Origin of the sequence: Azospirillum thiophilum, assembly GCF_001305595.1 — a bacterium.
In the GTDB taxonomy this organism is placed as follows: Bacteria; Pseudomonadota; Alphaproteobacteria; order Azospirillales; family Azospirillaceae; genus Azospirillum; species Azospirillum thiophilum.
Genome location: NZ_CP012401.1, coordinates 1,732,755 through 1,754,431, shown reverse-complemented (window position 1 = coordinate 1,754,431; position 21,677 = coordinate 1,732,755). Strand labels below are relative to the sequence as shown.

Annotated in this window: 23 protein-coding genes and 3 tRNA genes; 14 read left to right on the top strand and 12 right to left on the bottom strand. The window is 67.2% G+C overall.

The genetic code is table 11. The features are described 5' to 3' along the window. Positions 1-80: 80 nt before the first annotated feature. Positions 81-157 (bottom strand) — tRNA-Asp (locus AL072_RS08185). Positions 158-344: 187 nt separating this feature from the next. Continuing rightward, positions 345-572, bottom strand: a complete 228-nt coding sequence (locus tag AL072_RS08180) for a hypothetical protein (protein WP_052709900.1) — start codon at positions 570-572, stop codon at positions 345-347. Positions 573-739: 167 nt separating this feature from the next. Here AL072_RS08180 and AL072_RS08175 point away from each other — a divergent pair, with 167 nt between their 5' ends. Together AL072_RS08175 and AL072_RS08170 are read left to right on the top strand one after the other, a co-directional pair. Then, a complete protein-coding gene (locus AL072_RS08175) occupies positions 740-1,030 on the top strand; it encodes a hypothetical protein (RefSeq protein ID WP_245636626.1) in 291 nt (96 codons plus the stop codon). Positions 1,031-1,128: 98 nt separating this feature from the next. Beyond that, positions 1,129-1,545 (top strand): hypothetical protein, encoded by a 417-nt coding sequence (locus AL072_RS08170; protein WP_144428174.1) that lies wholly within the window; start codon positions 1,129-1,131, stop codon positions 1,543-1,545. A 34-nt stretch (positions 1,546-1,579) separates the two neighbouring features. Here the strand turns inward: AL072_RS08170 and AL072_RS08165 are convergent, their stop codons facing one another. Beyond that, positions 1,580-2,035 carry a hypothetical protein gene (locus AL072_RS08165; RefSeq protein ID WP_045580754.1) on the bottom strand — a complete coding sequence of 152 codons (456 nt, stop codon included), beginning with the start codon at positions 2,033-2,035 and terminating at the stop codon, positions 1,580-1,582. Positions 2,036-2,228: 193 nt separating this feature from the next. On the opposite strand from AL072_RS08165, the gene AL072_RS08160 reads away from it, so the two are divergent. Beyond that, positions 2,229-2,882 (top strand): DsbA family oxidoreductase, encoded by a 654-nt coding sequence (locus AL072_RS08160; protein ID WP_045580755.1) that lies wholly within the window; start codon positions 2,229-2,231, stop codon positions 2,880-2,882. Between the two features lie 57 nt (positions 2,883-2,939). On the opposite strand, the gene AL072_RS08155 is transcribed toward AL072_RS08160, so the two are convergent. Both AL072_RS08155 and AL072_RS08150 read right to left on the bottom strand, forming a co-directional pair. Continuing rightward, positions 2,940-4,877 (bottom strand): propionyl-CoA synthetase, encoded by a 1,938-nt coding sequence (locus AL072_RS08155; RefSeq protein WP_045580756.1) that lies wholly within the window; start codon positions 4,875-4,877, stop codon positions 2,940-2,942. Positions 4,878-5,063: 186 nt separating this feature from the next. Next, a complete protein-coding gene (locus tag AL072_RS08150) occupies positions 5,064-5,525 on the bottom strand; it encodes a DUF3574 domain-containing protein (RefSeq protein ID WP_052709901.1) in 462 nt (153 codons plus the stop codon). 93 nt (positions 5,526-5,618) lie between these two features. On the opposite strand from AL072_RS08150, the gene AL072_RS08145 reads away from it, so the two are divergent. After that, complete coding sequence (locus AL072_RS08145) at positions 5,619-5,999, top strand: hypothetical protein (RefSeq protein ID WP_045580757.1); 381 nt, start codon at positions 5,619-5,621, stop codon at positions 5,997-5,999. Between the two features lie 9 nt (positions 6,000-6,008). Here AL072_RS08145 and AL072_RS08140 read toward each other — a convergent pair whose 3' ends face one another. Next, positions 6,009-6,446 carry an Rrf2 family transcriptional regulator gene (locus tag AL072_RS08140; RefSeq protein WP_045580758.1) on the bottom strand — a complete coding sequence of 146 codons (438 nt, stop codon included), beginning with the start codon at positions 6,444-6,446 and terminating at the stop codon, positions 6,009-6,011. A gap of 169 nt (positions 6,447-6,615) precedes the next feature. Between AL072_RS08140 and AL072_RS08135 the strand changes: the two genes are divergently transcribed. After that, on the top strand, positions 6,616-7,530 hold the full coding sequence (locus AL072_RS08135) for an NAD(P)/FAD-dependent oxidoreductase (RefSeq protein WP_045580759.1): 915 nt from the start codon (positions 6,616-6,618) through the stop codon (positions 7,528-7,530). Positions 7,531-7,537: 7 nt separating this feature from the next. Here the strand turns inward: AL072_RS08135 and AL072_RS08130 are convergent, their stop codons facing one another. Further along, positions 7,538-8,164, bottom strand: coding sequence for a LysE/ArgO family amino acid transporter (locus tag AL072_RS08130; protein WP_082108824.1), 627 nt, complete (start codon positions 8,162-8,164; stop codon positions 7,538-7,540). Between the two features lie 97 nt (positions 8,165-8,261). Here AL072_RS08130 and AL072_RS08125 point away from each other — a divergent pair, with 97 nt between their 5' ends. From AL072_RS08125 to AL072_RS08115, 3 genes are all read left to right on the top strand, one after another. After that, positions 8,262-9,176, top strand: a complete 915-nt coding sequence (locus AL072_RS08125; protein WP_045580760.1) for a LysR family transcriptional regulator ArgP — start codon at positions 8,262-8,264, stop codon at positions 9,174-9,176. Between the two features lie 60 nt (positions 9,177-9,236). Continuing rightward, entirely contained in the window at positions 9,237-11,063 is a 1,827-nt protein-coding gene (locus AL072_RS08120) for a M3 family oligoendopeptidase (protein ID WP_045580761.1), read from the top strand. Positions 11,064-11,173: 110 nt separating this feature from the next. Continuing rightward, positions 11,174-11,557, top strand: coding sequence for a bacteriohemerythrin (locus AL072_RS08115; RefSeq protein WP_045580762.1), 384 nt, complete (start codon positions 11,174-11,176; stop codon positions 11,555-11,557). Between the two features lie 98 nt (positions 11,558-11,655). Here the strand turns inward: AL072_RS08115 and AL072_RS08110 are convergent. Together AL072_RS08110 and AL072_RS08105 are read right to left on the bottom strand one after the other, a co-directional pair. Further along, positions 11,656-11,731, bottom strand: a tRNA-Lys gene (locus AL072_RS08110). A gap of 23 nt (positions 11,732-11,754) precedes the next feature. Beyond that, positions 11,755-11,830 (bottom strand) — tRNA-Lys (locus tag AL072_RS08105). Positions 11,831-12,085: 255 nt separating this feature from the next. Here AL072_RS08105 and AL072_RS08100 point away from each other — a divergent pair. Then, on the top strand, positions 12,086-13,615 hold the full coding sequence (locus AL072_RS08100; RefSeq protein WP_045580763.1) for a class I SAM-dependent methyltransferase: 1,530 nt from the start codon (positions 12,086-12,088) through the stop codon (positions 13,613-13,615). A gap of 8 nt (positions 13,616-13,623) precedes the next feature. Here the strand turns inward: AL072_RS08100 and hisE are convergent, their stop codons facing one another. Then, positions 13,624-13,950 (bottom strand): phosphoribosyl-ATP diphosphatase, encoded by a 327-nt coding sequence (gene hisE / locus AL072_RS08095; RefSeq protein WP_045580764.1) that lies wholly within the window; start codon positions 13,948-13,950, stop codon positions 13,624-13,626. Between the two features lie 167 nt (positions 13,951-14,117). Continuing rightward, positions 14,118-14,825, bottom strand: a complete 708-nt coding sequence (gene phoU, locus AL072_RS08090; protein ID WP_045580765.1) for a phosphate signaling complex protein PhoU — start codon at positions 14,823-14,825, stop codon at positions 14,118-14,120. 248 nt (positions 14,826-15,073) lie between these two features. Here phoU and AL072_RS08085 point away from each other — a divergent pair, with 248 nt between their 5' ends. The 5 genes from AL072_RS08085 to mrdA all read left to right on the top strand — a co-directional run bounded on the left by AL072_RS08085 (position 15,074) and on the right by mrdA (position 20,443). Further along, positions 15,074-15,616: a TIGR00645 family protein gene (locus AL072_RS08085; protein WP_045580766.1), complete on the top strand. Its 543-nt coding sequence runs from the start codon at positions 15,074-15,076 to the stop codon at positions 15,614-15,616. A gap of 341 nt (positions 15,617-15,957) precedes the next feature. After that, the gene (locus AL072_RS08080; RefSeq protein WP_012974729.1) at positions 15,958-16,998 is read left to right on the top strand and encodes a rod shape-determining protein; all 1,041 of its coding nucleotides are present in this window, start codon (positions 15,958-15,960) and stop codon (positions 16,996-16,998) included. Between the two features lie 96 nt (positions 16,999-17,094). Then, positions 17,095-17,964 carry a rod shape-determining protein MreC gene (gene mreC, locus AL072_RS08075; protein WP_045580767.1) on the top strand — a complete coding sequence of 290 codons (870 nt, stop codon included), beginning with the start codon at positions 17,095-17,097 and terminating at the stop codon, positions 17,962-17,964. A 61-nt stretch (positions 17,965-18,025) separates the two neighbouring features. After that, the gene (gene mreD, locus AL072_RS08070) at positions 18,026-18,538 is read left to right on the top strand and encodes a rod shape-determining protein MreD (RefSeq protein WP_045580768.1); all 513 of its coding nucleotides are present in this window, start codon (positions 18,026-18,028) and stop codon (positions 18,536-18,538) included. An 18-nt stretch (positions 18,539-18,556) separates the two neighbouring features. Further along, positions 18,557-20,443, top strand: coding sequence for a penicillin-binding protein 2 (mrdA, locus tag AL072_RS08065; RefSeq protein WP_045580769.1), 1,887 nt, complete (start codon positions 18,557-18,559; stop codon positions 20,441-20,443). 103 nt (positions 20,444-20,546) lie between these two features. Here the strand turns inward: mrdA and ilvC are convergent, their stop codons facing one another. Then, complete coding sequence (ilvC, locus tag AL072_RS08060) at positions 20,547-21,566, bottom strand: ketol-acid reductoisomerase (RefSeq protein WP_045580770.1); 1,020 nt, start codon at positions 21,564-21,566, stop codon at positions 20,547-20,549. Positions 21,567-21,677 lie beyond the last annotated feature (111 nt).

The following is a 21,677-nucleotide window of genomic DNA, read 5'->3' as shown; positions in this document are numbered from 1 at the left end:
ATTTGCATGCAAAAAAGGACCCGCAATCTGCGAGTCCTTGCGCCGTACTGGCGAATTCTGCGGAATTTCTGTAAAGAAAGTGGCGCGAGTGACGGGACTTGAACCCGCGGCCTCCGGCGTGACAGGCCGGCGCTCTAACCAACTGAGCTACACCCGCGCAGAGCGACATGCAGTAAACAACAAACGTCCAAAGAGCCAAATCTTTGAGCTGTCTGTTGTTTTCGCCGGGACCGTCGATGGCCCCCGTCGTTCGGTGGGCGGTTTGTAGTCGGCCCGATGGCTGCCTGTCAATCACCAAATTGCAGAAAACAACGGATGCGGCGTCCCCCGCCCAGCAGGCCCGCTCACGGCAGCCGGTGCGCGTCCCGGCGCAGTTCATCCAGCCGGTCGAAAGCCTGCAGCAACCCTGCCGACACCTGACGATGGTCGACGGCATCGGGTCCACCAAAGCGGGTCAAGGTCTCCTCCAGCGCGCGGGCCAGATGCTCGGCGACCTCCAGGTGCTTTTGCTCCAAAGCCATTTCCAGTGCGGCGAGGATGCGGTCGCCGAGCCGCCGGTCGTTCGAGATCATGCGTTCCCCCGCCCCCATGCTGCCGTCGGCGACAGGCCTTCACCGCAGCGTCATTGCAGAACCAGAGCATAGCAGCTTCCTGTTCACGCGGCGGCGGGAATCGCATCGCTGCGACAATTCGGAGGCACCACTTCCGATTCTACGCCGCCTCATGCGATAGTCGGCCCATGAGCTTCCGCGACTCGCCCTTCCCGCGCCGTTGCGTCGTCCTGTCGGCCGCCCTGATGTCCCTGATGACGGCAGACAGCGCCTTCGCCGCGTCCAACGTGTCCGCCGCCCAGGCGGAAGCGAAGGAAATCGCCAAGTCCATGGGCAACTGCACTCCGGCAAAGGTGGAGGTGCTGCGCTACACGGTGGGACGCGAGGGAGCGACCACCTTCAAGGTCGGCTGCACCGAGGACAAGGATGCCTTCGTCCTCGTCCAATGCCGGTCGCGAATCTGCACGCTGCTGCGTTGAGCCCCTCCCCAGGGGGTGAATTCACCGCTTGTTAACCGCGTTCACGCGCAATGCACAGTGAAGCTTGGGCCTGCGTGCGGCAGAGGGGACGGATGGCGATGGGCGCGAGGGGAGCGGTCTCCGGGCTGGGGTGGCTGGCGGTGGTTGTGCTGGCGCCGGGATTGGCCGGCTGCACGTCACCGATCGGGCTGGCCGCGGCCGGCGCGGACGTGGTGACCCTGAACGCCACCAAAAAGACCATCGGCGACCATATCGTCTCGGCGGCGACCGGACGCGACTGCTCGATCATCAGCTTCGAGACCACCGGCGATTATTGCCCGGACAAGGTGGTGGTCGACCGTTCGCGGCTCTATTGCTACCGCACGCTGGCCGACGTTCAATGCCACCACATCCCCGACCCCTACCGCAACGGCAACACCGCGCTGGCCAGCCCGCCGCCGGACATCAGGCCGGTCCCGCACCAGCGCAGTTGGTTCGACGACGCCACCCCCTACACCGCCGACAACGGGTCGTGATCCGCAAATCCTGAGTCGCGGATCGCAGGCGGGTTCAGCGCACCTTCTTGGCGACGAATGCCTTGGCGATCGCCATCATCGCCTTTTCGTGGGAAGGACCGCCGGCCGGCGCCTCATGCACCGTGGCGCCCGTCTTCCCCGGAGCCGCCGCCTTGGCGGCAGCCGCGGGGCGCGCGTCGGCAGGCCCGCCTTCGTCGCGGCCCAACTGGTTCAGCAGGTTTTCCAGCGCATCGCGGCTGAGACCGGACGCCGATGGGCGCCCTCCCCCCGCCGCAGCGGCGGGACGGGCCGCCGGGCTGCGCGCGGGCGGACGGCCGGCACGCTCGATGGCGGCGGCGGCGATGGCCTTCAGGAAGGGCTGGGCGATTCCGCGCAGCAGGTCGGGATCCTCGACCGCCCAGGCCATCAAGAGCTTCTGCGCGTTGGTCCGGCTGCCCTTGGCCGCCATGATCGCTTCGCGCACCTTGCCGTCGACGTAGGAGTTGCTCATCGCGTCTCGCCCACCGGGATATATCCGCCACACCGCCGAGTTCGCTGCCATCCGCTGCCGGGCAGGCAGGCCGCTTCCGAACCGGCGGAGCCATTCCGGACTGTCGGGCCAACTCGGTTAACAAAGGGTTGCAGGCGGAGGGGCGGCGGAAGAAGCGGTTGCCCCGGGCCGGCGGCTCGCCGATAGTGATGGAATGCTGATCGAAACCTTCGCCGACCTGATCTGCCCCTGGTGCTACATCGGCAAGCGCCGGCTCGACCGGGCGCTGATGCAGCGGCCCGCCCTGCGGCCGGAGATCCGCTGGCAGCCCTTCCAGCTGAATCCGGACATGGCCCGCGGCGGGATGTCGCGCGACGACTATCTGGCCGCCAAGTTCGGCGGCCTGGAGCGGGCACGGCAAATCCACCGGGTGGTGGAGGAGACGGCAATGCGCGACGGGCTGCCGCTGGCGCTCGACCGCATCCAGCGCACGCCCAACAGCTTCGACGCGCATCGGCTGGTCCGCATCGCCGGCCGGCAGGGCCTGGGCAACGCCATGGCCGATGCGCTGTTCACCGCCTATTTCGCCGAGGGGGTGGACATCGGCGACCTCGACGCCCTGGCCGGCATCGCCACCGGACTGGGACTCGAGTTTTCCGACATCCGGCGCCAGCTGTCCACCGACGCCGAATCGGCGGCGGTCCATGCCGCCGACGCGCTGGCACGCCAGATGGGGCTGCAGGCGGTGCCCTGCTACATCTTCAACCGCCGCTATGCGTTGTCCGGCGCGCAGGAGCCGGCGAGCTTCCTGCCGCTGCTCGACCTGGGCAGCGAGGAGCCGGAAAACCTGTCGGTGGTCTCCGGCTGAACCTCCCGGAATGGCGGATGGGGGCGGCCCGAAAGCCGTCCCCTGTTCATCATGCCTTCATTCCGGCGTGCCGCTGGTCTTGGCATAGCCCAGCGTCTTCAGCGCGTCGGCGATCTCCGGCAGGATGCCCGGATCGTCGATGGTCGCCGGCATCTTGTAATCCTGGCAGTCGGCGATCTTCTGCATGGTGCCGCGCAGGATCTTGCCCGAACGGGTCTTCGGCAGCCGATCGACCACCAGCGCCCGCTTAAAGTCGGCGACCGGGCCGATCTGCGCGCGCACCAGCTGGACGACCTCCTTGACGATCTCCTCATGCGGGCGGGTCACGCCAGCCTTCAGGCAGACGAAGCCGAGCGGCACCTGCCCCTTCAGGTCGTCGGCAACGCCGATCACCGCGCATTCGGCGACATCCTTGTGGCTCGACAGTACCTCTTCCATCGCGCCGGTCGACAGGCGATGGCCGGCGACATTGATGATGTCGTCGGTGCGCGCCATGACATAGACATAGCCGTCGTCGTCGACGAAGCCGGCATCGCCGGTCTGGTAGTAGCCGGGGTAATCGGCCAGATAGGATTTCTTGAAGCGCTCGTCGGCGTTCCAGAGCGTCGGCAGCGTGCCCGGAGGCAGCGGCAGCTTCACGCAGATTGCGCCGATGTCGCCACGCGGCACTTCCTTCAGCTCGGCGTTCAACACCCGCACGTCCCAGCCCGGCATCGGGCGGGTGGCGGAGCCGTACTTGATCGGGAACAGGTGAACGCCCAGCGGATTGCCGGAGATCGCCCAGCCGGTCTCGGTCTGCCACCAATGGTCGATCACCGGAACCTTCAGATTGTCCTCGGCCCAATGCAGCGTGTCGGGGTCCGAGCGCTCGCCGGCCAGGAACAGGGCACGGAAATGCGACAGGTCGTATTTCTTCAGATGATTGGCGTCCGGATCCTCGCGCTTGATGGCGCGGAAGGCGGTCGGGGCGGTGAACAGGGTGCCGACCTTGTGCTGCTCGATCACCCGCCAGAAGGTGCCGGGATCGGGGGTGCCGACCGGCTTGCCTTCGAAGACGACCGTGGTGCAGCCGGTCAACAGCGGCGCATAGACGATGTAGGAGTGGCCGACCACCCAACCCACATCCGACGCCGCCCAATACACCTCGCCCGGCTTGACGTTGTAGATGTTGGTCATGGTCCAGCGCAGCGCCACCGCATGACCGCCATTGTCGCGCACCACGCCCTTGGGCTGGCCGGTGGTGCCGGAGGTGTAGAGGATGTAGAGCGGGTCGGTCGCCTTGACCGGCACGCAGCCGGCTGGCTCGGCCGCCGCCGACGCCTCGGCCCAATCCACGTCGCGGCCGGCGATCAGCGTCGCCGTCTCCTGCGGGCGCTGCCAGACGATGACGCTGCCGGGCTTGTGGACCGACTGCTCGATCGCCGAATCCAGCATCGGCTTGTACTTCACGATGCGGTTCGGTTCGATTCCGCAGGAGGCCGACACGATCGCCTTCGGCTTGGCGTCGTCGATGCGTGTCGCCAGCTCGTGCGGGGCGAAGCCGCCGAACACCACCGAATGCACCGCGCCCAGGCGGGCGCAGGCCAGCATGGCGACGACCGATTGCGGAATCATCGGCATGTAGAGCAGGACGCGGTCGCCCTTCTCCACGCCCTGGGCCCGCAGCACGCCGGCGAAGCGGGCGACCTGATCCAGCAGTTCGGCATAGGTGATGGTCTGGACGGTCTGCGTCACCGGGCTGTCGTAGATGATCGCCGGCTGGGCGCCGCGACCGTCCTCCACATGGCGGTCCACCGCATTGTAGCAGGTGTTCAGTTCGCCGCCGGTAAACCAGCGGTAGAAGGGGGCGTTGCTGTCGTCCAGCACCTTGTCCCAGGGCTTGTACCAGGAGATGTCCTTGGCGGCCTCTCCCCAGAATCCCTCGGGATCCGACAGGGAGCGGGCATGCATCCGGTCGTAAAGCTCGGCGGTCGTGGTGCTGGCGGTCGGGCTCATGGCAGGGCGTCCCTCATTCTATTTTGGCACCATTCGGTGCGCATTTCCTCTCGGCCACGAAACGAACCGTTACGCAGCCTCCACAATCTGCGACAAAAGCATAAGGCTAGGCAAATGTCTGAAGGTCGGGGGTGCGGCGAGCTGTCGCATTCCCTGAAAGTGAAGCATCCTTCCGGATCGCTGAATTCAAAAGGACGCGCAGACCGGACGGATGGCGAGCCCGACCGACTGCTGGTGGAAGCGCTCCTTGTACAGGTCGACGATTTCACGGATCAGATGCAGCGTCGCCGGATCTCGGTCGGCCAGCAGGGTGACGATTTTGCTGGGCTCGCGGATCAGGCGGCCGGTCTCGCTGTCCCGCCAATGGCCGGAACCGTCGATGACGGTCAGGCCGTTGGGAAAACGGGGCGTCACCTCGTCATCCAGGAAGCCGCTCCAATCGCGCTCGCTGACGCCGACCTCACTGCCGATGTTGCGGCCGAAGAACAGCTGCGCCTCGATCATCGGATTGGCCGCATAGGCTTCGCAACCTGTCGCGATGGCTTGCTGTGCGGGAACCTGCTGCGCCGTGACCGGGCCGGCCACGATGAGCAACACCGGCAGAATGGCCGTGAGAGCGGTAAACGACACGGTCGGGACCAGGCGCATCGGCGTTTCTCCGTTCGGACGGGCGACGGAGCGTCCCGACCTGTGCTAAGCGACGCACTGGTCAGGACGCCCCCGGACCGTTATGCATGGAACATGGCCGTCGATCCACCCATCACCGGAATCCGCCCGATCCTGACCGTCGTTCACGGCAACGGCGAGCGGCTGATCGTGGCCCGCCTGACCAATCTGGGCGGCGGAAGCCAGTCCAACCGCTTCGTGCTGCGCCGCGCCGACTTCCGGGCGCCGTGGGAGCAGCCGGAGAAGGGCTATTTCGGCTATGCCGAGGTCGCCCGCGCGCTCGATGCCAACGGCTGGCGCGGCTGCGCCATCGAAGCGATGGCGACCACTGACCTGGAGGAACGCCGCGCCCGCCAGCTCGCCCGCAAGAAGCTGCACCTGCAATGCGTCGAGGCGGCAATCCGCCGGGCGCAGGAGGCGGGGGCGCAGGCGGCCGGGGCGCAGGGCGCGGAATAGACCCCGCCTTCAGAGCTTGCCCAAGGCGGTGAAGCGGCGGTCGAAATCGGCGGCGAGATCGGCGAGCGTCACCATGCCGAGACGGCGGATGAGCACCGCTTCCGCCTCCCGCAAGGCATCGTCCAGGGCGGCGTTGACCGCCTGCTCCACCAGGCAGCTCGGATCATCGTCCGTCGGCCCGATGGCGAAGACCGTCGGTTCGCCGAGCGCAAGATGGATGTCGAGCAGCGTGATCCCATCAAGCGGGCGGGCAAGCCGCCAGCCGCCGCCATGGCCCTTTTCCGACCGCACATAGCCGGCATCGCGCAGTCCGGCCATCGTCCGGCGGATGACCACCGGATTGGTGTTCAGCATGGCCGCGATCACCTCCGACGTCAGGGCGCCATCATGGCGGTCCATATGGATGAGCACATGCAGCATGCGGGAAAGGCGGCTGTCCTGTCTCATCGGCGATCGTCTCCCGCTCGCATGTCCGATCCAACTCACGATACTTCAGGAGTTACATGCCACGTTGACCGCGCCCACTCACGTAACTTACGATGTATCGTGATGCCCGCCCCGGAGGGCGGTCGTGAGAGCGCACCAAACGATTCAAATCATGGAAGGGAAAGAGCCGATGACCTACGACGCGATCATCGTCGGCGGCAGTTATGCCGGCATCGCAGCGGCCCTGCAGCTCGCCCGCGCCCGGCGCCGGGTGCTGGTGATCGACGAGGGGATCCGGCGCAACCGCTTCGCCTCCCACTCCCACGGCTTTCTCGGCCAGGACGGCCGGCCACCGGGAGAAATCGCCGCCGAGGCCCGGGACCAGTTGATGCGCTACCCCACCGTCACCTGGGAGACCGGACGGGCCGAGCGGGCGGAGCGGACGGGCGCCGGCTTTCGGGTCACGGATGCCGCAGGCCGCAGCTTCGCGGGGCGGCGCCTGCTGCTGGCCATCGGAGTCGTCGACGATCTGCCCGCCATCCCCGGTCTGGCGGAACGCTGGGGACGCTCCGTCTTCCATTGTCCCTATTGCCATGGCTACGAGTTGATGCAGGGACGGATCGGCGTCATCGCCGTGTCCGGCCAGTCGATGCACCATGCGCTGATGCTGCCGGATTGGGGACCGACGACCCTGTTGCTCAATGGGACGTTCGCGCCGGATGCCGACCAGTCGGCCCATCTGGAACGGCGCGGGGTTGCGGTCGAAACGGCCCTCGTCGCCGGCATCGGCGGCGAGCCTGCAGACGTCGCACTCGCGGATGGACGTGTCCTGCCCTTCGCCGGCCTTTTCGTTCTGCCGGCGAGCCGTGTCGCCAGCCCGCTGGCCACCCAGCTCGGATGTGCCTTCGACGAGGGGCCGCTCGGCGCCTATATCCGGACGGACGGGATGCAGGAAACCAGCGTTCCCGGTCTCTTCGCCTGCGGAGACGCGGCACGGGCGGCGGGATCGGTGGCTCTGGCCGTGGGGGCCGGCACGATGGCGGGAACGGCGCTCCACCGGTCGCTCCTGTTCTGCGAGGACGGCGACCTGTTCGCCCGCCCCTAACACACCCCTAACCCGCCAGCAGGCCGGCGGCGATGGCCCACATCACCAGGGCGATGACACCATCCATCACCCGCCACGCCGCCGGCCGGGCGAACAGCGGGCGCAGCAGCCGGGCGCCATAGCCGAGCGCGAAGAAGAACAGGAAGGAGGCCGTCATCGCCCCCAGCGCGAAGGCGCCCCGCGCCTCTGCGAAACGGGAGGAGACGGAGCCGACCAGAACCACCGTGTCGAGATAGACATGCGGGTTCAGCCAGGTCAGCGCCAGACAGGTCAGCAGCGCCGGCAGCAGCCCGCCCGGCTCCCGGTCCGCCGGCGCCAACCCGGACCCGCCCTTCAAGGCCGAATGAGCGCTGCGCAGCCCATAGACCAGCAGGAAGGCAGCGCCGGCATAGCGCATCAGCGGTTCCAGCCATGGCCAGCGCGCCCCGGCCGTGGCGAATCCGCTCACCCCGACCAGGATCAGCACCGCATCCGACAGGGCGCAGGTGGCGCAGATCGCCAGCACATGCTCGTTGCGCAGGCCTTGGCGCAGCACGAAGGCGTTCTGCGCCCCGATGGCGACGATCAGGCTGAAGCCCAGGAACAGGCCCGGCAGGAAGGCGGGCATCAGCAAAGCAGGGGTGAGGTCGATCATCGTGGCGGTTCCGAAAGGGGGCGATGCTATTCCGCTACCATCGGACCGAGCTTCGTCGTACTTAATCCTTCTTGCCTTGATGAAGCGATGCTAATCCATGCTCGATTATCCGCTGCTGGCGGCGCTGGCCGCCGTGATCCGCACCGGCAGCTTCGAACGTGCCGCGCAGCAGTTGCACGTCACGCCCTCCGCGGTGTCGCAGCGGGTGAAGCTGCTGGAGGAACGGTTGGGCAGCGTGCTGGTGGTGCGCGGACAGCCCTGCACCGGCACCGCCGCCGGGCAGCGCCTGTGCCAGCATGTCGAGCAGGTGGCCCTTCTGGAAAGCGAGTTGCGCGGCGCCCTGCCCGGGCTGGCTCCGGCGGACGGGCCGACCACCCTGCGCATCGCGGTGAATGCCGACAGCCTGGCCACATGGTTCATCGCCGCGATGGCGGAGGTGCCGGGCTGCCTGTTCGACCTCGTGCTGGACGACCAGGACCACAGCGCCGAATGGCTGCGCAAGGGCGAGGTTCTGGCCGCCGTGACCGCCAGCACCGCCCCGGTCCCCGGCTGCAACAGCCATCCCCTGGGCGCCCTGCGCTACCGCGCCACCGCCAGCCCCGATTACATGCGCCGTCATTTCGCGGACGGGGTGTCGGCCGCCGCACTGGCGGGCGCCCCCTGCCTCACCTTCAACCGCAAGGACCGGCTTCAGGTCCAATGGCTGCGTCTGGCGTTGGGCGGCATGGCACCGGGGGATGTGCCGGCTCCGCCGACCCATTGGCTGCCGTCGACCCATGCCTTCGTCGACGGGGCGCTGGCCGGATTGGGATGGGGGATGAATCCCGAGCCGCTGGTCGCCGACCATCTGGCGGCGGGACGGCTGGTGGAACTGGTGCCCGGCCGGCCATTGGACGTGCCGCTGCATTGGCAGCAGAGCCGCATCGCCAGCACGACCCTTGCCGACCTGTCGCGCGCCGTGCTGCGCGCCGGGCGCCGGGAGCTTCATCCGGACGGAACCGCGGCCGGATGAGGACTTTGCCCGCGGCGCGTGCGCGCTTATATGGATCCTACCAATCTCTGGAGCAATTCGATGACCAGCAGCGCCGCCACGGCCGCAAACGATACCCCCGATCTGGGCGCGCTTCCCACCTGGGACCTCAGCGACCTTTATCCCGGCATGGAGTCAGCCGAGCTGAAGGCCGACCTCGACCGCATGGAGCGGGAGTGCAAGGCCTTCCGCGAGCGCTATGCCGGCAAGCTGGCGGCGCTGACCGGCGACGATCTGGCCGCGGCGATCCGCGGCTATGAGGACATCGACGAGACGCTGTCGCGCGTCATGTCCTATGCCGGGCTGGTCTACAACGGCAACATGGTCGACCCGACCATCGCCAAATTCTACCAGTCGGCGCAGGAGCGGGTGAACGACATCTCGGCCCACCTGATCTTCTTCACCCTGGAGATCAACCGGCTGGACGACGAGGGGCTGGCGGCGAAGCAGGCCGCCTCCGCAGCCCTTCGCCATTACGAGCCGTGGCTGCGCGACGTCCGGCTCTATCGCGACCACCAGCTGTCGGACGAGATCGAACGGCTGCTTCACGAGAAGCATGTGGTCGGCCGCGCCGCCTGGAACCGCCTGTTCGACGAGACCATCGCCAGCCTGCGCTTCCCGATGGGGGGCCCGAATGGCGTCAGGGAGCTGACCTGTGCGGAGGCACTGAACCGGCTGTCCGACCGCAACCCCGCCGTTCGCCGCGAGGCCGGCGAGGCGGTGGGCAAGGTGCTGGGCGAGAATGCGCGCCTGTTCGCGCTGATCACCAACACGCTGGCCAAGGACAAGGAGATCGAGGACGACTGGCGCAACTACCCGACGCCGACGTCGGCCCGCAACCTGTCCAACCGGGTCGAGGATGAGGTGGTCGACGCGCTGGTCTCCGCCGTCAAGGGCGCCTACCCGGACCTGTCGCACCGTTATTATGCGATGAAGGCCAAATGGTTCGGCCAGGACCATCTGGATTACTGGGACCGCAACGCCCCCCTGCCCGAGGATGCCGACCGCAGCATCCCCTGGGGCGAGGCGCGCGACATCGTGCTGGGCGCCTATGGCCGCTTCTCCCCCGACCTCGCCAGCCTGGGAAAGCGCTTCTTCGACAATCCCTGGATCGACGCGCCGGTCCGCCCCGGCAAGGCGCCGGGCGCCTTCGCCCACCCGACCGTGCCCAGCGTCCATCCCTATCTGCTGGTCAACTACCAGGGCAAGACGCGCGACGTGATGACGCTGGCCCACGAGCTTGGGCACGGCGTCCATCAGATCCTGGCCGGGAAACAGGGGCATTTCCTGTCCGACACCCCGCTGACGCTGGCGGAGACGGCGTCGGTGTTCGGCGAGATGCTGACCTTCCGCGCCCTGCTGGCAGCGGAGACCGATCCCAAGCGCCGCCGCATCATGCTGGCCGGCAAGGTCGAGGACATGCTGAACACGGTGGTGCGCCAGATCGCCTTCTTCGATTTCGAACGCCGCGTCCACACCGAACGGCGCGAGGGCGAACTGACGCCGGACCGCATCGGCGAAATCTGGATGGCGGTGCAGAGCGAAAGCCTGGGCCCGGCGCTGCGCTACGACGAGGGATACCGGCACTACTGGTCCTACATTCCCCACTTCATCCACTCGCCCTTCTACGTCTACGCCTATGCCTTCGGCGACTGCCTGGTGAACTCGCTCTATGCGGTCTACCAGGATGCGGAACAGGGCTTCGCCGAGAAGTATCTGGCGATGCTGTCGGCCGGCGGCACGCTGCGCCACAAGGACCTGCTCGCGCCATTCGGTCTCGACGCCTCCGACCCCGCCTTCTGGCAGAAGGGGCTGGGCGTCATCCGCGGCTTCATCGACGAGCTGGAGGCCGGCGAGAACGCCGCCTGAGATCCTGACGGCTTGACCGGCGTCAAGAGACCCTGTCCCGATTAAGGGTATGGTGGCCTTCGGAGCATCGCCTCCGAAGGCCATCGCCGTTCAGGGATACAGGAACGATCATGCTCGCGCCGGACAGCATCACCTTGGGTTACGCGGTCATGGACCGCGACCACGCCGACTCCCTCGCCCTGTGGGAGGCCGCCAGCGCCGCCCCCGCCGGAGCGCTCCAAGCCGCGTTCGCCGCCTTCGCCGCGCATCTGCGCGAGCATTTCGCCCGCGAAAACGCGTTGATGACTGAACATGGCTTCTTCGCGCTGCATTGCCACATGGAAGAGCATGCCCGCGTCCTGGCCGTCATCGCGGTGATCGAGGCGGAACTGGGCGAGGGCAAGGAGGAGCGGGCGCGCAAATACCTGCGCTTCCATTTCCCGGACTGGTTCCACACCCATCTCGCGACGATGGACCGCGTCACGGCGGATTTTCTGGCACGGGCGGAGGGGTAGAAACGGGCGGCGGCGGCGGTCCGGTCAAACGTTCGCGGGTTCACCGGGACCGGAAATGGCAAAGGGCCGAAACCTGTTCGGTTTCAGCCCCTTATGGATGGTGGGCGCACAAGGACTCGAACCTTGGACCCGCTGATTAAGAGTCAGCTGCTCTACCAACTGAGCTATGCGCCCATCCGTAGGATGTTTTCAAGAGATGGTGGGCGCACAAGGACTCGAACCTTGGACCCGCTGATTAAGAGTCAGCTGCTCTACCAACTGAGCTATGCGCCCATCTCTTGCTGCGGTGAACCTGGCTGAAACCAGCCGACTGTTCATCGCCCCGGCCAAGCCGTTGTCCCGGCCGGTGTGGCGCGGTTTATAACGAAGGGCTTTTGGCCTGTCGATAGCAAAATCACGCTCCATGTGAATTTTTTGGCCCACCCTTTCCGCCATGCTTTTCAGTGGCCGCCCTCTGCCTCCGGCAGCTACATCAGCGGCATCGGACCGGGGATCAGGGACCGAGCACCGGAAAGCGGGAGAACGAGCATGAGCGGCTGGACCGAGGGCTATGTCGGCGGGATCGACTATATCCGCGCCGTTTATCGCGACTGGTCGCCGGCCCTGCTCTGCTTCGCCCTCACCTTGCACGGCTGGCGCCCGCCGGAAGGCTTGCGCCGCGGCCGCTTCACCATGGCGGAACCCGGCTGCGGCCATGGGCTGACCAGCGCGCTGCTCGCCGGCGCCCATCCGGCGGCGCGGTTCGAGGCGATGGACTTCAACCCCTCGCACATCGCCGGCGTCCGGCGGCTGGCCGCGGACGGCGGCCTGGCCAACGCCGAGTTCCTGGAGGAAAGCTTCGCCGATTATGCCCGGCGCGACGGGCCGATGCTGGACGCGGTGGCCCTGCACGGCGTCTGGTCCTGGGTGAGTGCGGAGAACCGGGCGATCCTGCTCGATGTGCTGCGTCGGCGGCTGGCCCCCGGCGGCGTGCTGTTCGTCAGCTACAATGCGCTTCCCGGCACGCTGGCCCACATGCCGCTGCGCCGCCTGCTGGTGGAGCGCTGCGCGGAGGGCGACGGCCTGCTGCCCGACCGCATCGCCCGCGCGGTAGACTTCGCGGCGAAGATGGCGGCGCAGGGCGGCGGCTGGCTCGCCGGCACCGACGGCGTCGCCGAGCGGATCGAGCAGTTGCGCCGCAAGTCAGCGAACTACATCGCCCATGAATATCTGAACGGCGACTGGACCGCCTTCTACCATGCCGACGTCGTGCGCGGGATGGCGGCCGCCAAGCTGGAGTTCGCCGGCGCCGCCGTGCCGATGGAACAGTTGGACGACCTCGCCCTCTCCTCTGCCCAGTTGGCATTGGCGGCGGAGGCGCATGACCCCGCCCAGGCCGAGACCCTGCGCGACATGATGACCAACCGCAGCTTCCGCCGCGACCTGTTCGTCAAGGGGGGCGAGCGGCTCGGCGCCGCGGAGCGGCGTTCCCTGCTGGGCGAAACCCGCTTCATCCTGCTGGTGGCGGCCGACGACCTGCCGGAGGTGGCCTCGACCCCCATCGGCCGCTTGCCCTTCCCCCCGGCGCTCTACCACCCGCTGGGCGAGGCGCTGGCCGAAGGACCGCAGAGCCTCGATGCGCTGCTCGCTCGCCCGGCGCTGGCGGCCCATGGCGAGGCGGCGGTGCTGCGCGCCCTGATCCTGCTGACCAGCCTGTCGCTGGCCGCCCCGACCATGCCGGAAGACGGCTTGGAGGAACGCCAGGCATCGGCCGACCGCTTCAATGCCGCGGTTCTGGAGCGCCACCGCTTCGGCGACACGCCGGGGCAACTCGCCTCCCCCCTGCTCGGGGCGGGCGTGCCGGTATCGCGGATCGAGGCGCTGTTCCTGCTGGCGGCCCGGCGGGGGACGGAGCCCGCCGCCTTCGCCTGGCATCACCTGTCGGCCGATGGCATCGCACTGGGACGTGACGGCGAACGCTGCGAGGGGGAGGAAGCCAACCGGGCGGAGCTGACACGCCGGCACGCCGCGTTCGTGCAACGGCGTCTGCCGCTGCTGCAAAAGCTCGGGGTGGCCTGAGGCCGCCCTCACCTGTCGGGCGTGGTCTTCGGCAGCTTCTCGGCGATGCCGTACAGCGCCTCGCGCCGGCGGATTTCGGCGAAGACGTCGTCGGGGTGGATGTCCAGCGTCGCCCACAGGACCGACAGGTTGTAAAGCAGGTCGGCGCTTTCGTTGATGACGCCCTGGCGATCCTCGTTCATGGCATCCAGCGCCACCTCGACCGCCTCCTCGCCCACCTTCTTGGCGATCTTCTTCGGACCCGCGGCGATCAGCCTTGCGGTCTTGGATTCCGCCGGGTCCATGCTCCGGCGGTCGAGGATGGCACCATAGAGGCGGATCAGGTCGTCGGTCATCGGCGGAGGGGCGTCTCTTTTACGGGCGGAGGAGGCATCGTTTCGATAACGTGACCACTCCGCACCGAAAATGCTATCCCCCATCGGCCCGGTGCGACACCGCAAAACGGACTTATTCCGCCTTATGACCCGCGGGCACCGCCGGCCCTCGCCCCCTCCCGCCGGGTTCAGCCCGCCGGGTCGTAGGAGTGGTCGGCCTTCGGACGCTCGTCCAGCAGGGCCTGACCGGTGCTGACGAAATAGACCACCTCGGCGATGTTGGTGGCATGGTCGCCGATCCGCTCGAGATTCTTGGCGATCATCATCAGGTGCATGTGGGCGCCGAACTGGTCCGGTGCCGCCAGGGCAGACCGTTCCACTTCCGCAACGAGGCTGGTGTAGAGGGCATCGACCTCGTCGTCGGTGCGCCAGATGCGCAGGGCGGCCTCGCCGTCGCCATCGACATAGGCGTCGATCACGGTGCCCAGCCGCTCGCGCACCAGCCGGCCGAGCTGCGGCAGGCCGGACAGCGGCGCCGAATCGGCCAGGCTGAAGATGGCGACCGCCCGCTTGGCGGTGTTGGCGGCATGATCGCCGATCCGCTCCAGGTTGCCGGCGATCTTCAGCGCCGCCACCACCTCGCGCAGGTCGTCGGCCACCGGCTGGCGCAGTGCCAGCAGGCGCATGCAATGCGCTTCGATGTCATGTTCGAAGGAGTCGAGTCGGGCATCCGATTCCACGATCTCGCGCGCCAGCTCCGGGTTGCGCTGGGCCAGACAGGCCAAAGCCTGGTCGATCTGCGTCTCCGCAGCGCCGGCCATCTGCACGATGGCGGATTTCAGCCGCTTCAGCGCGTCCTCGAACGCGGACACGATGTGCGGAGCGGAGGTCTTCATCGTCACCAGGCCCTTCCCGACGGTCTCTATCCAGAGCCGCGACAATAGCGCGCGGACGTTACGGTACGATGACAGCGGCGATCGGGACGGCGATGGCCGGAATACCTCCGGCCCCACGTCCATCATGGAAATCTGAATTGCCCTGTTGATTTTGCGCCGCAGCATTGCGACACCTCCGGCGTGGCCGCAAGCGCAGCGGCCCCGTTCCGCCGCCCCCGCCCCCAACCGACCACGACCCAGACGCCGCCATGATCGAACGCCGCTTTGAACAGGTCATCTTCGCCAGCCGCTGGCTGCTCGCCCCCTTCTATCTCGGGCTGGTGGTCTCGCTGGCCCTCCTCCTGGTCAAGTTCATGCAGGAACTTCTGCACATCGTCCCGCATGTGCTGGAGATGAGCGAGAAGGACGTGCTTCTGGCCGTGCTGACGCTGATCGACCTGTCCTTTGCCGGCAACCTTCTGCTGATGGTGATCTTCGCCGGCTACGAGAACTTCGTCTCGAAGATCGATGTCGCAAACCACGAGGACCGGCCGGACTGGATGGGCAAGGTCGATTTCGGTGGACTGAAGCTGAAACTGATCGCCTCCATCGTCGCCATCTCCGGCATCCATCTGCTGAAGGCCTTCATGAATTTGGCCCAGACCTCCCGCGAGGAACTGATGTGGCTCGTCATCATCCACATGACCTTCGTCGTATCGGGTGTTCTGCTGGCCTGCATGGACCGGCTGGAAGGCCACCATCATGCACCGGCCCCGAAGGCCGGGTCCAAACCCGACGCCGGACAGCACTGACCGGGCTTGCCCGAAAAGCCCGTTGCGGCGCAGCATCAACAGGACTAGACACTGACCGTCACACCGGCTTGCGAGCAATTCGGCGGATCGGGTGGGGTTGACCGCAAGGCACGTCCGTTGACGGAAAATTAACCCTGACCCGCCAGTTTTGCCGTCACCAGACACCGCAAGGCGGCGGACCGGCCATCCGGATCCGTCCTTCCAGAACGGGTCAGGCCTGCCGGGCGCACTCTCCGCTTGAGCGTGCGGACGCATTCGACTATGGAACCGTCGGCGGGCATGCTATGCCAGTCTCCGCCGGCTCGGCCGTCTCAACCGCTTTGATAGAGTTCGTCAGCTCCATGCTCTCCAAACTGCTGGGCGTTCTGTCCGCCGACATGGCGATCGATCTGGGGACGGCCAACACCCTGGTCTATGTCAAGGGCCGCGGCATCGTCCTGAACGAACCGTCGGTCGTCGCCATTGCCAATGTGCGCGGCAAGAAGCAGGTTCTCGCCGTCGGTGACGAGGCGAAGATGATGCTCGGCCGAACCCCCGGCAACATCCAGGCCATCCGGCCGCTTCGCGACGGGGTCATCGCCGACTTCGAAGTCGCGGAGGAAATGATCAAGCATTTCATCCGCAAGGTTCACAACCGCCGCAGCTTCGCCAGTCCGCAGGTCATCATCTGCGTGCCGTCGGGCTCGACCGCGGTGGAACGCCGGGCGATCCAGGAATCGGCGGAGGCCGCAGGCGCCCGCCGCGTCTTCCTGATCGAGGAGCCGATGGCCGCCGCGATCGGCGCCGGGTTGCCGGTGACCGAACCGACCGGCTCGATGGTCGTCGACATCGGCGGCGGCACCACCGAGGTGGCCGTGCTGTCGCTGGGCGGCATCGTCTATTCGCGGTCGGTCCGCGTCGGCGGCGACAAGATGGACGAGGCCATCATCGGCTACATCCGCCGCAGCCACAATCTGCTGGTCGGCGAAGGCTCGGCCGAGCGGATCAAGAAGGAGATCGGCTCCGCCTGTCCTCCGGAGGACGGCGAAGGCCGCATCCTGGAGATCAAGGGCCGCGACCTGATGAACGGCGTGCCAAAGGAGCTGATCATCTCCGAGCGCCAGATCGCCGAGTCGCTGGCCGAACCCGTGTCGGCCATCGTCGAGGCGGTCAAGGTGGCGCTGGAGCACACCGCTCCGGAGCTCGCCGCCGACATCGTCGACAAGGGCATCGTGCTGACCGGCGGCGGCGCCCTGCTGGGCAACCTGGACTTCGTCCTGCGCCACGCCACCGGGCTGCCGGTGTCGATCGCCGACGATCCCCTCTCCTGCGTGGCGCTCGGCACCGGCCGCGCGCTGGAGGAGATGAAGACGCTGCGAAACGTCTTGGTCAGCGCCTACTGATTGGTGTATCCCTGGTTTGGAAGGCCTCCGGTCCCCTGCCCTTATCCCGGGCGCTGAGGACCGGAGACGGACCGCGTATCTGGACGGGAATTTCCTGTGAAGTCACGCTCATCCGGCTCCGTCATCCGCCTTGCCGCCCCCCTGCGGGCTCTCGCACAACGTTTCTCCTTCCTCCTGCTGGTGCTGGCCTCAATCGCCCTGATGATGGTCGGCAAGATCGAGGCCGTGTCGGTTGACAGCGCCCGCGCCCGGGTGACGGATGCCTTTGCCCCGATCCTCGACGCCATCTCGCGTCCAGCCGCCACCGCGGCGCGCGTCGTCGAATCCGCGGTCGAGATTGAGAACGCCTTCGACGAGAACCAGCGCCTGCGTGCGGAGAATGCCCGCCTGCTGCAATGGAAGCAGGCCGCCCAGCGGCTGGAGGCGGAGAACCACAGCCTGCGCAGCCTGCTGCGGGTGACGCCGGAACCATCCGTCTCCTATATCGCCGCACGCGTCATCGCGACCCCAGGCAGTTCCTTTGTCCGCACGTTGGTGGTGACCGCCGGCAAGCGCGACGGGGTGCGCAAGGGGCAGGCGGCGCTGGCCGGGGCCGGTCTGGTCGGCCGGGTGATCGAGGTCGGCGAATGGTCGTCGCGCGTCCTGCTGCTCACCGACATCAACGCCCGCGTTCCGGTGGTCCTGGCCAACACGCGCCAGCGCGCGATCCTGGCCGGCGACAATTCCGACCAGGCGAAGCTGCTGTATCTGCCGCCGGACTCGCCGATCCAGGTCGGCGAACGGGTGGTGACGTCGGGCGACGGCGGGCTGTTCCCCCCCGGCCTGCCGGTCGGCGTGGTGACAGCGGTCAGCGAGCGCGGCGTGCGCGTGCTGCCCAGCGCCGACCTGTCGCGCATCGAGCATCTGCGGCTGGTGGATTTCGGGCTTCCCGGCACGGATCTGGACCCTTCGCCGGAATGGAAGTGAGACCGGTGGCGCTGAAGCCGGGCACGTCCGCCAGCGAACGGGCAGGTGGAAGGCTGCCGGCATGACCGCCACCTTCTGGCAGCGGCTGGACAAGGCCGGGCGCAATCTGGCGCCCTTCGCCGTGACCGTGATGATGGTGCTGGTCGGCATGATTCCGCTGCCGGTGCCGGGTTACGCGCCGGTGGCGCCGAACCTGACGCTGGTCTCGGTCTATTACTGGACGATCCACAGACCTGACCTGATGCGGCCGGGGGTGGCCTTTCTGATCGGGCTGCTGCAGGATTTCCTCAGCGGCGGGCCGTTGGGTGTGAACGCGCTTCTGCTGGTGGTGGCACAATGGGCCGTGCTGAACCAGCGCCGGGTCTTCCTGGCGAGCACCTTCGCACTGCTGTGGTTCGGCTTCACGCTGGTGATGGCGGGGGCCGTGATCCTGCAATGGCTGGCCTTCTCGGTGCTGAGCGCCTCCACGCTGTCGGTTCTGCCGGCGCTGTTCCAGGGCTTGCTGACGATCGCCGCCTTTCCTGCGCTGGGCTGGCTGCTGATCCGCGTCCATCGCGCTTTTCTGAACGGGTAAAGGGTCCCGACGGATCTCATGAGCTCCATCGATCGCGACACCGACCGGTCCCGCCTGCTGGCGCGCCGCGCCCTGGTTCTGGGGGGAATCAAGCTGGCCGGCCTGTCCGCGCTGGTCGGCCGCCTCTATTACCTGCAGGTCCTGGAGTCCGCCCGCTACACCATGCTGGCGGAGGAGAACCGTATCAGCCTACGGCTGATCGCCCCGTCGCGCGGCAACATCGTCGACCGTTTCGGCGTGCCGCTGGCACTGAACCAGCAGAACTACCGCGTCGTCGTCGTGTCGGAGCGAACCCACAACATCCAGGAAACGCTCGACAAGATCTCCCGCATCGTGCCGCTGACCGATGGCGACCGCCGCCGCGTGCTGCGCGAGTTGAATCGCAAGCGCCGTTTCGTCCCCGTCACCGTGCGCGAGAACCTGACCTGGGAGCAGGTCGCGACGCTGGAGACCAACACCCCCGACCTGCCCGGCGTGGCGATCGAGGTGGGCGAGTTGCGCTACTACCCGCAAGCCGACGCGACCGCCCACATCCTGGGCTATGTCGGCGCCGTGTCGGAAGCGGAGTTGAGCGGCAACAGCGACCCGGTCCTGTCGCTGCCCGGCTTCCGCATCGGCAAGGCAGGCATCGAAAGGTTCCACGAGAAGGTGCTGCGCGGCACCGCCGGCACCAGCCAGCTCGAGGTCAATGCCGTCGGCCGCGTCATCCGCGAACTGTCGCGCGACGAGGGGCAACCGGGCCGTGAAATCCAGCTGACCATCGACATGGCACTCCAGCGTTTCGTGCAGGAACGGCTGTCGCAGGAGGTCAGCGCCTCGGCCGTGGTGATGGATGTGCACACCGGCGGCATCTATGCGCTGAGCTCCCATCCAAGCTACGACCCCAACCAGTTCACCATGGGCATCAGTGCCGAGCTGTGGGAGGAACTGCTGTCCAACCCGGCGACCCCGCTGAACAACAAGGCGGTGGTCGGCCAGTATCCTCCAGGCTCCACCTTCAAGATGATGGCGGCGTTGGCGGCTCTGGAGTCGGGGGTCGTCAGCAACCGGCACACGGTGTTCTGCCCCGGCCATCTGGAGCTGGGCGACCACCGCTTCCACTGCTGGAAGCGCGGCGGCCATGGCACGGTCGATTTCGTCGGGGCGTTGCGCCATTCCTGCGACGTCTTCTTCTACGACGTGTCGCGTCGTGTCGGCATCGACCGTATCGCCGAGATGTCCAACCGCTTCGGCCTGGGCAACCGCACCGGCATCGATCTTCCGCACGAGCGCGCCGGCCTGATCCCCTCCATCGCCTGGAAGAAGGCGACGCTGGGCAAGGGTTGGGACATGGGCGAAACACTGGTCGCCTCGATCGGCCAGGGCTATGTGCTGACCACGCCGCTGCAACTGGCGGTGATGACCTGCCGGATCGCCAATGGCGGCTATGCGGTCAAGCCGCACCTGACCAAGCAGATCAAGGCGGTCAGCGGCGAGCAGACCGCCTGGCCCAGCATCGGCGTGAAAAAGGAGAATCTCGACATCGTGCTGCGCGGCATGACCGAGGTGGTGAACGCCCCCAACGGCACCGCCTACAAGTCGCGCATCACCGAGATCGGCTATGAGATGGCCGGCAAGACAGGGTCGGCCCAGGTCCGCCGCATCACCATGGCGCAGCGTGCCGCCGGCCTGAAGAAGCAGGACGAGATCCCGTGGCGCGAGCGCGACCACGCCCTGTTCGTCGCCTTCGCCCCCATCCAGGCACCGCGCTATGCCTGCGCGGTGTTCGTCGAGCATGGCGGCGGCGGCTCCACCGCAGCGGCCCCGATCGCCCGCGACATCCTGCTGGAAACCCAGAAGCGCGACCCTGGCCGGGCCACCGTCGCGGAAACCCCGCCGACGGATTCGGGAAAGCCGCGGGGATAAAAAAGGCTGCAACCCGCAAGATGGCGCCCATGCCGGGCGCGCAACGAAAAGCGCGCCCCCGAAGGGACGCGCTTTTCAGAGAACCAGTGCGGCTTTCGCCGGATCAGTTCTTCGACTTGTCGACCAGACGGCGCTCGGCGATCCACGGCATCATGGCGCGCAGCTTCTCGCCAACCTGCTCGATCTCGTGCTCGGCGTTGCGGCGGCGGATGGCCTTGAAGGACGGCTGGCCGGCCTTGCATTCCAGCATCCAGTCGCGGACGAAGCGGCCTTCCTGGATGTCGGTCAGCACGCGCTTCATCTCGGCCTTGGTCTCGGCGGTGATGATACGCGGGCCGGTGCGGTAGTCGCCATATTCGGCCGTGTTGGAGATCGAGTAGCGCATGTTGGCCATGCCGCCCTCGTACATCAGGTCGACGATCAGCTTCACTTCGTGCAGGCACTCGAAGTAGGCCATCTCGGGCGCATAGCCCGCCTCGACCAGCGTCTCGTAACCGGCGCGGATCAGCTCGGTCAGGCCGCCGCAGAGCACGGCCTGCTCGCCGAACAGGTCGGTCTCGCACTCTTCCTTGAAGGTCGTCTCGATGATGCCGGCGCGGCCGCCGCCATTGGCCGAGGCGTAGGAGAGCGCGATGTCCAGCGCGTTGCCCGAGGCGTTCTGATGGACGGCGACCAGCGACGGCACGCCGCCGCCACGCTGGTATTCGCTGCGCACGGTGTGGCCGGGGCCCTTCGGCGCGATCATGAACACGTCGAGGTCGGTGCGGGCCTCGATCAGGTTGAAGTGGATGTTCAGGCCATGGGCGAAGGCGAGCGCGGCGCCCTGCTTCATGTTCGGGGCCAGATCGTCCTTGTACAGGTCGGCCTGCAGCTCGTCCGGCGTCAGAACCATCACCACGTCGGCCCAGGCGGCGGCCTCGGACGGGGTCATCACGGTGAAGCCGGCGGTCTCGGCCTTCTTGATGGTGGCCGAACCCGGGCGGAGCGCGATCCGCACATCCTTGACGCCGCTGTCACGCAGGTTGTGGGCGTGGGCGTGGCCCTGGCTGCCGTAGCCGACGATGACGACCTTCTTGCCCTTGATCAGGTTGACGTCGGCATCACGATCGTAATAGACGCGCATGGAGATGGTTCCTCGAATTCGCAAAGAACAGAGACAGAGTGCGTTTCCCGGGGCGGATTACTCCATTGAGCAAAGCCACCCGTCAAGGGAAACAATCGCTCGACCGGGCGG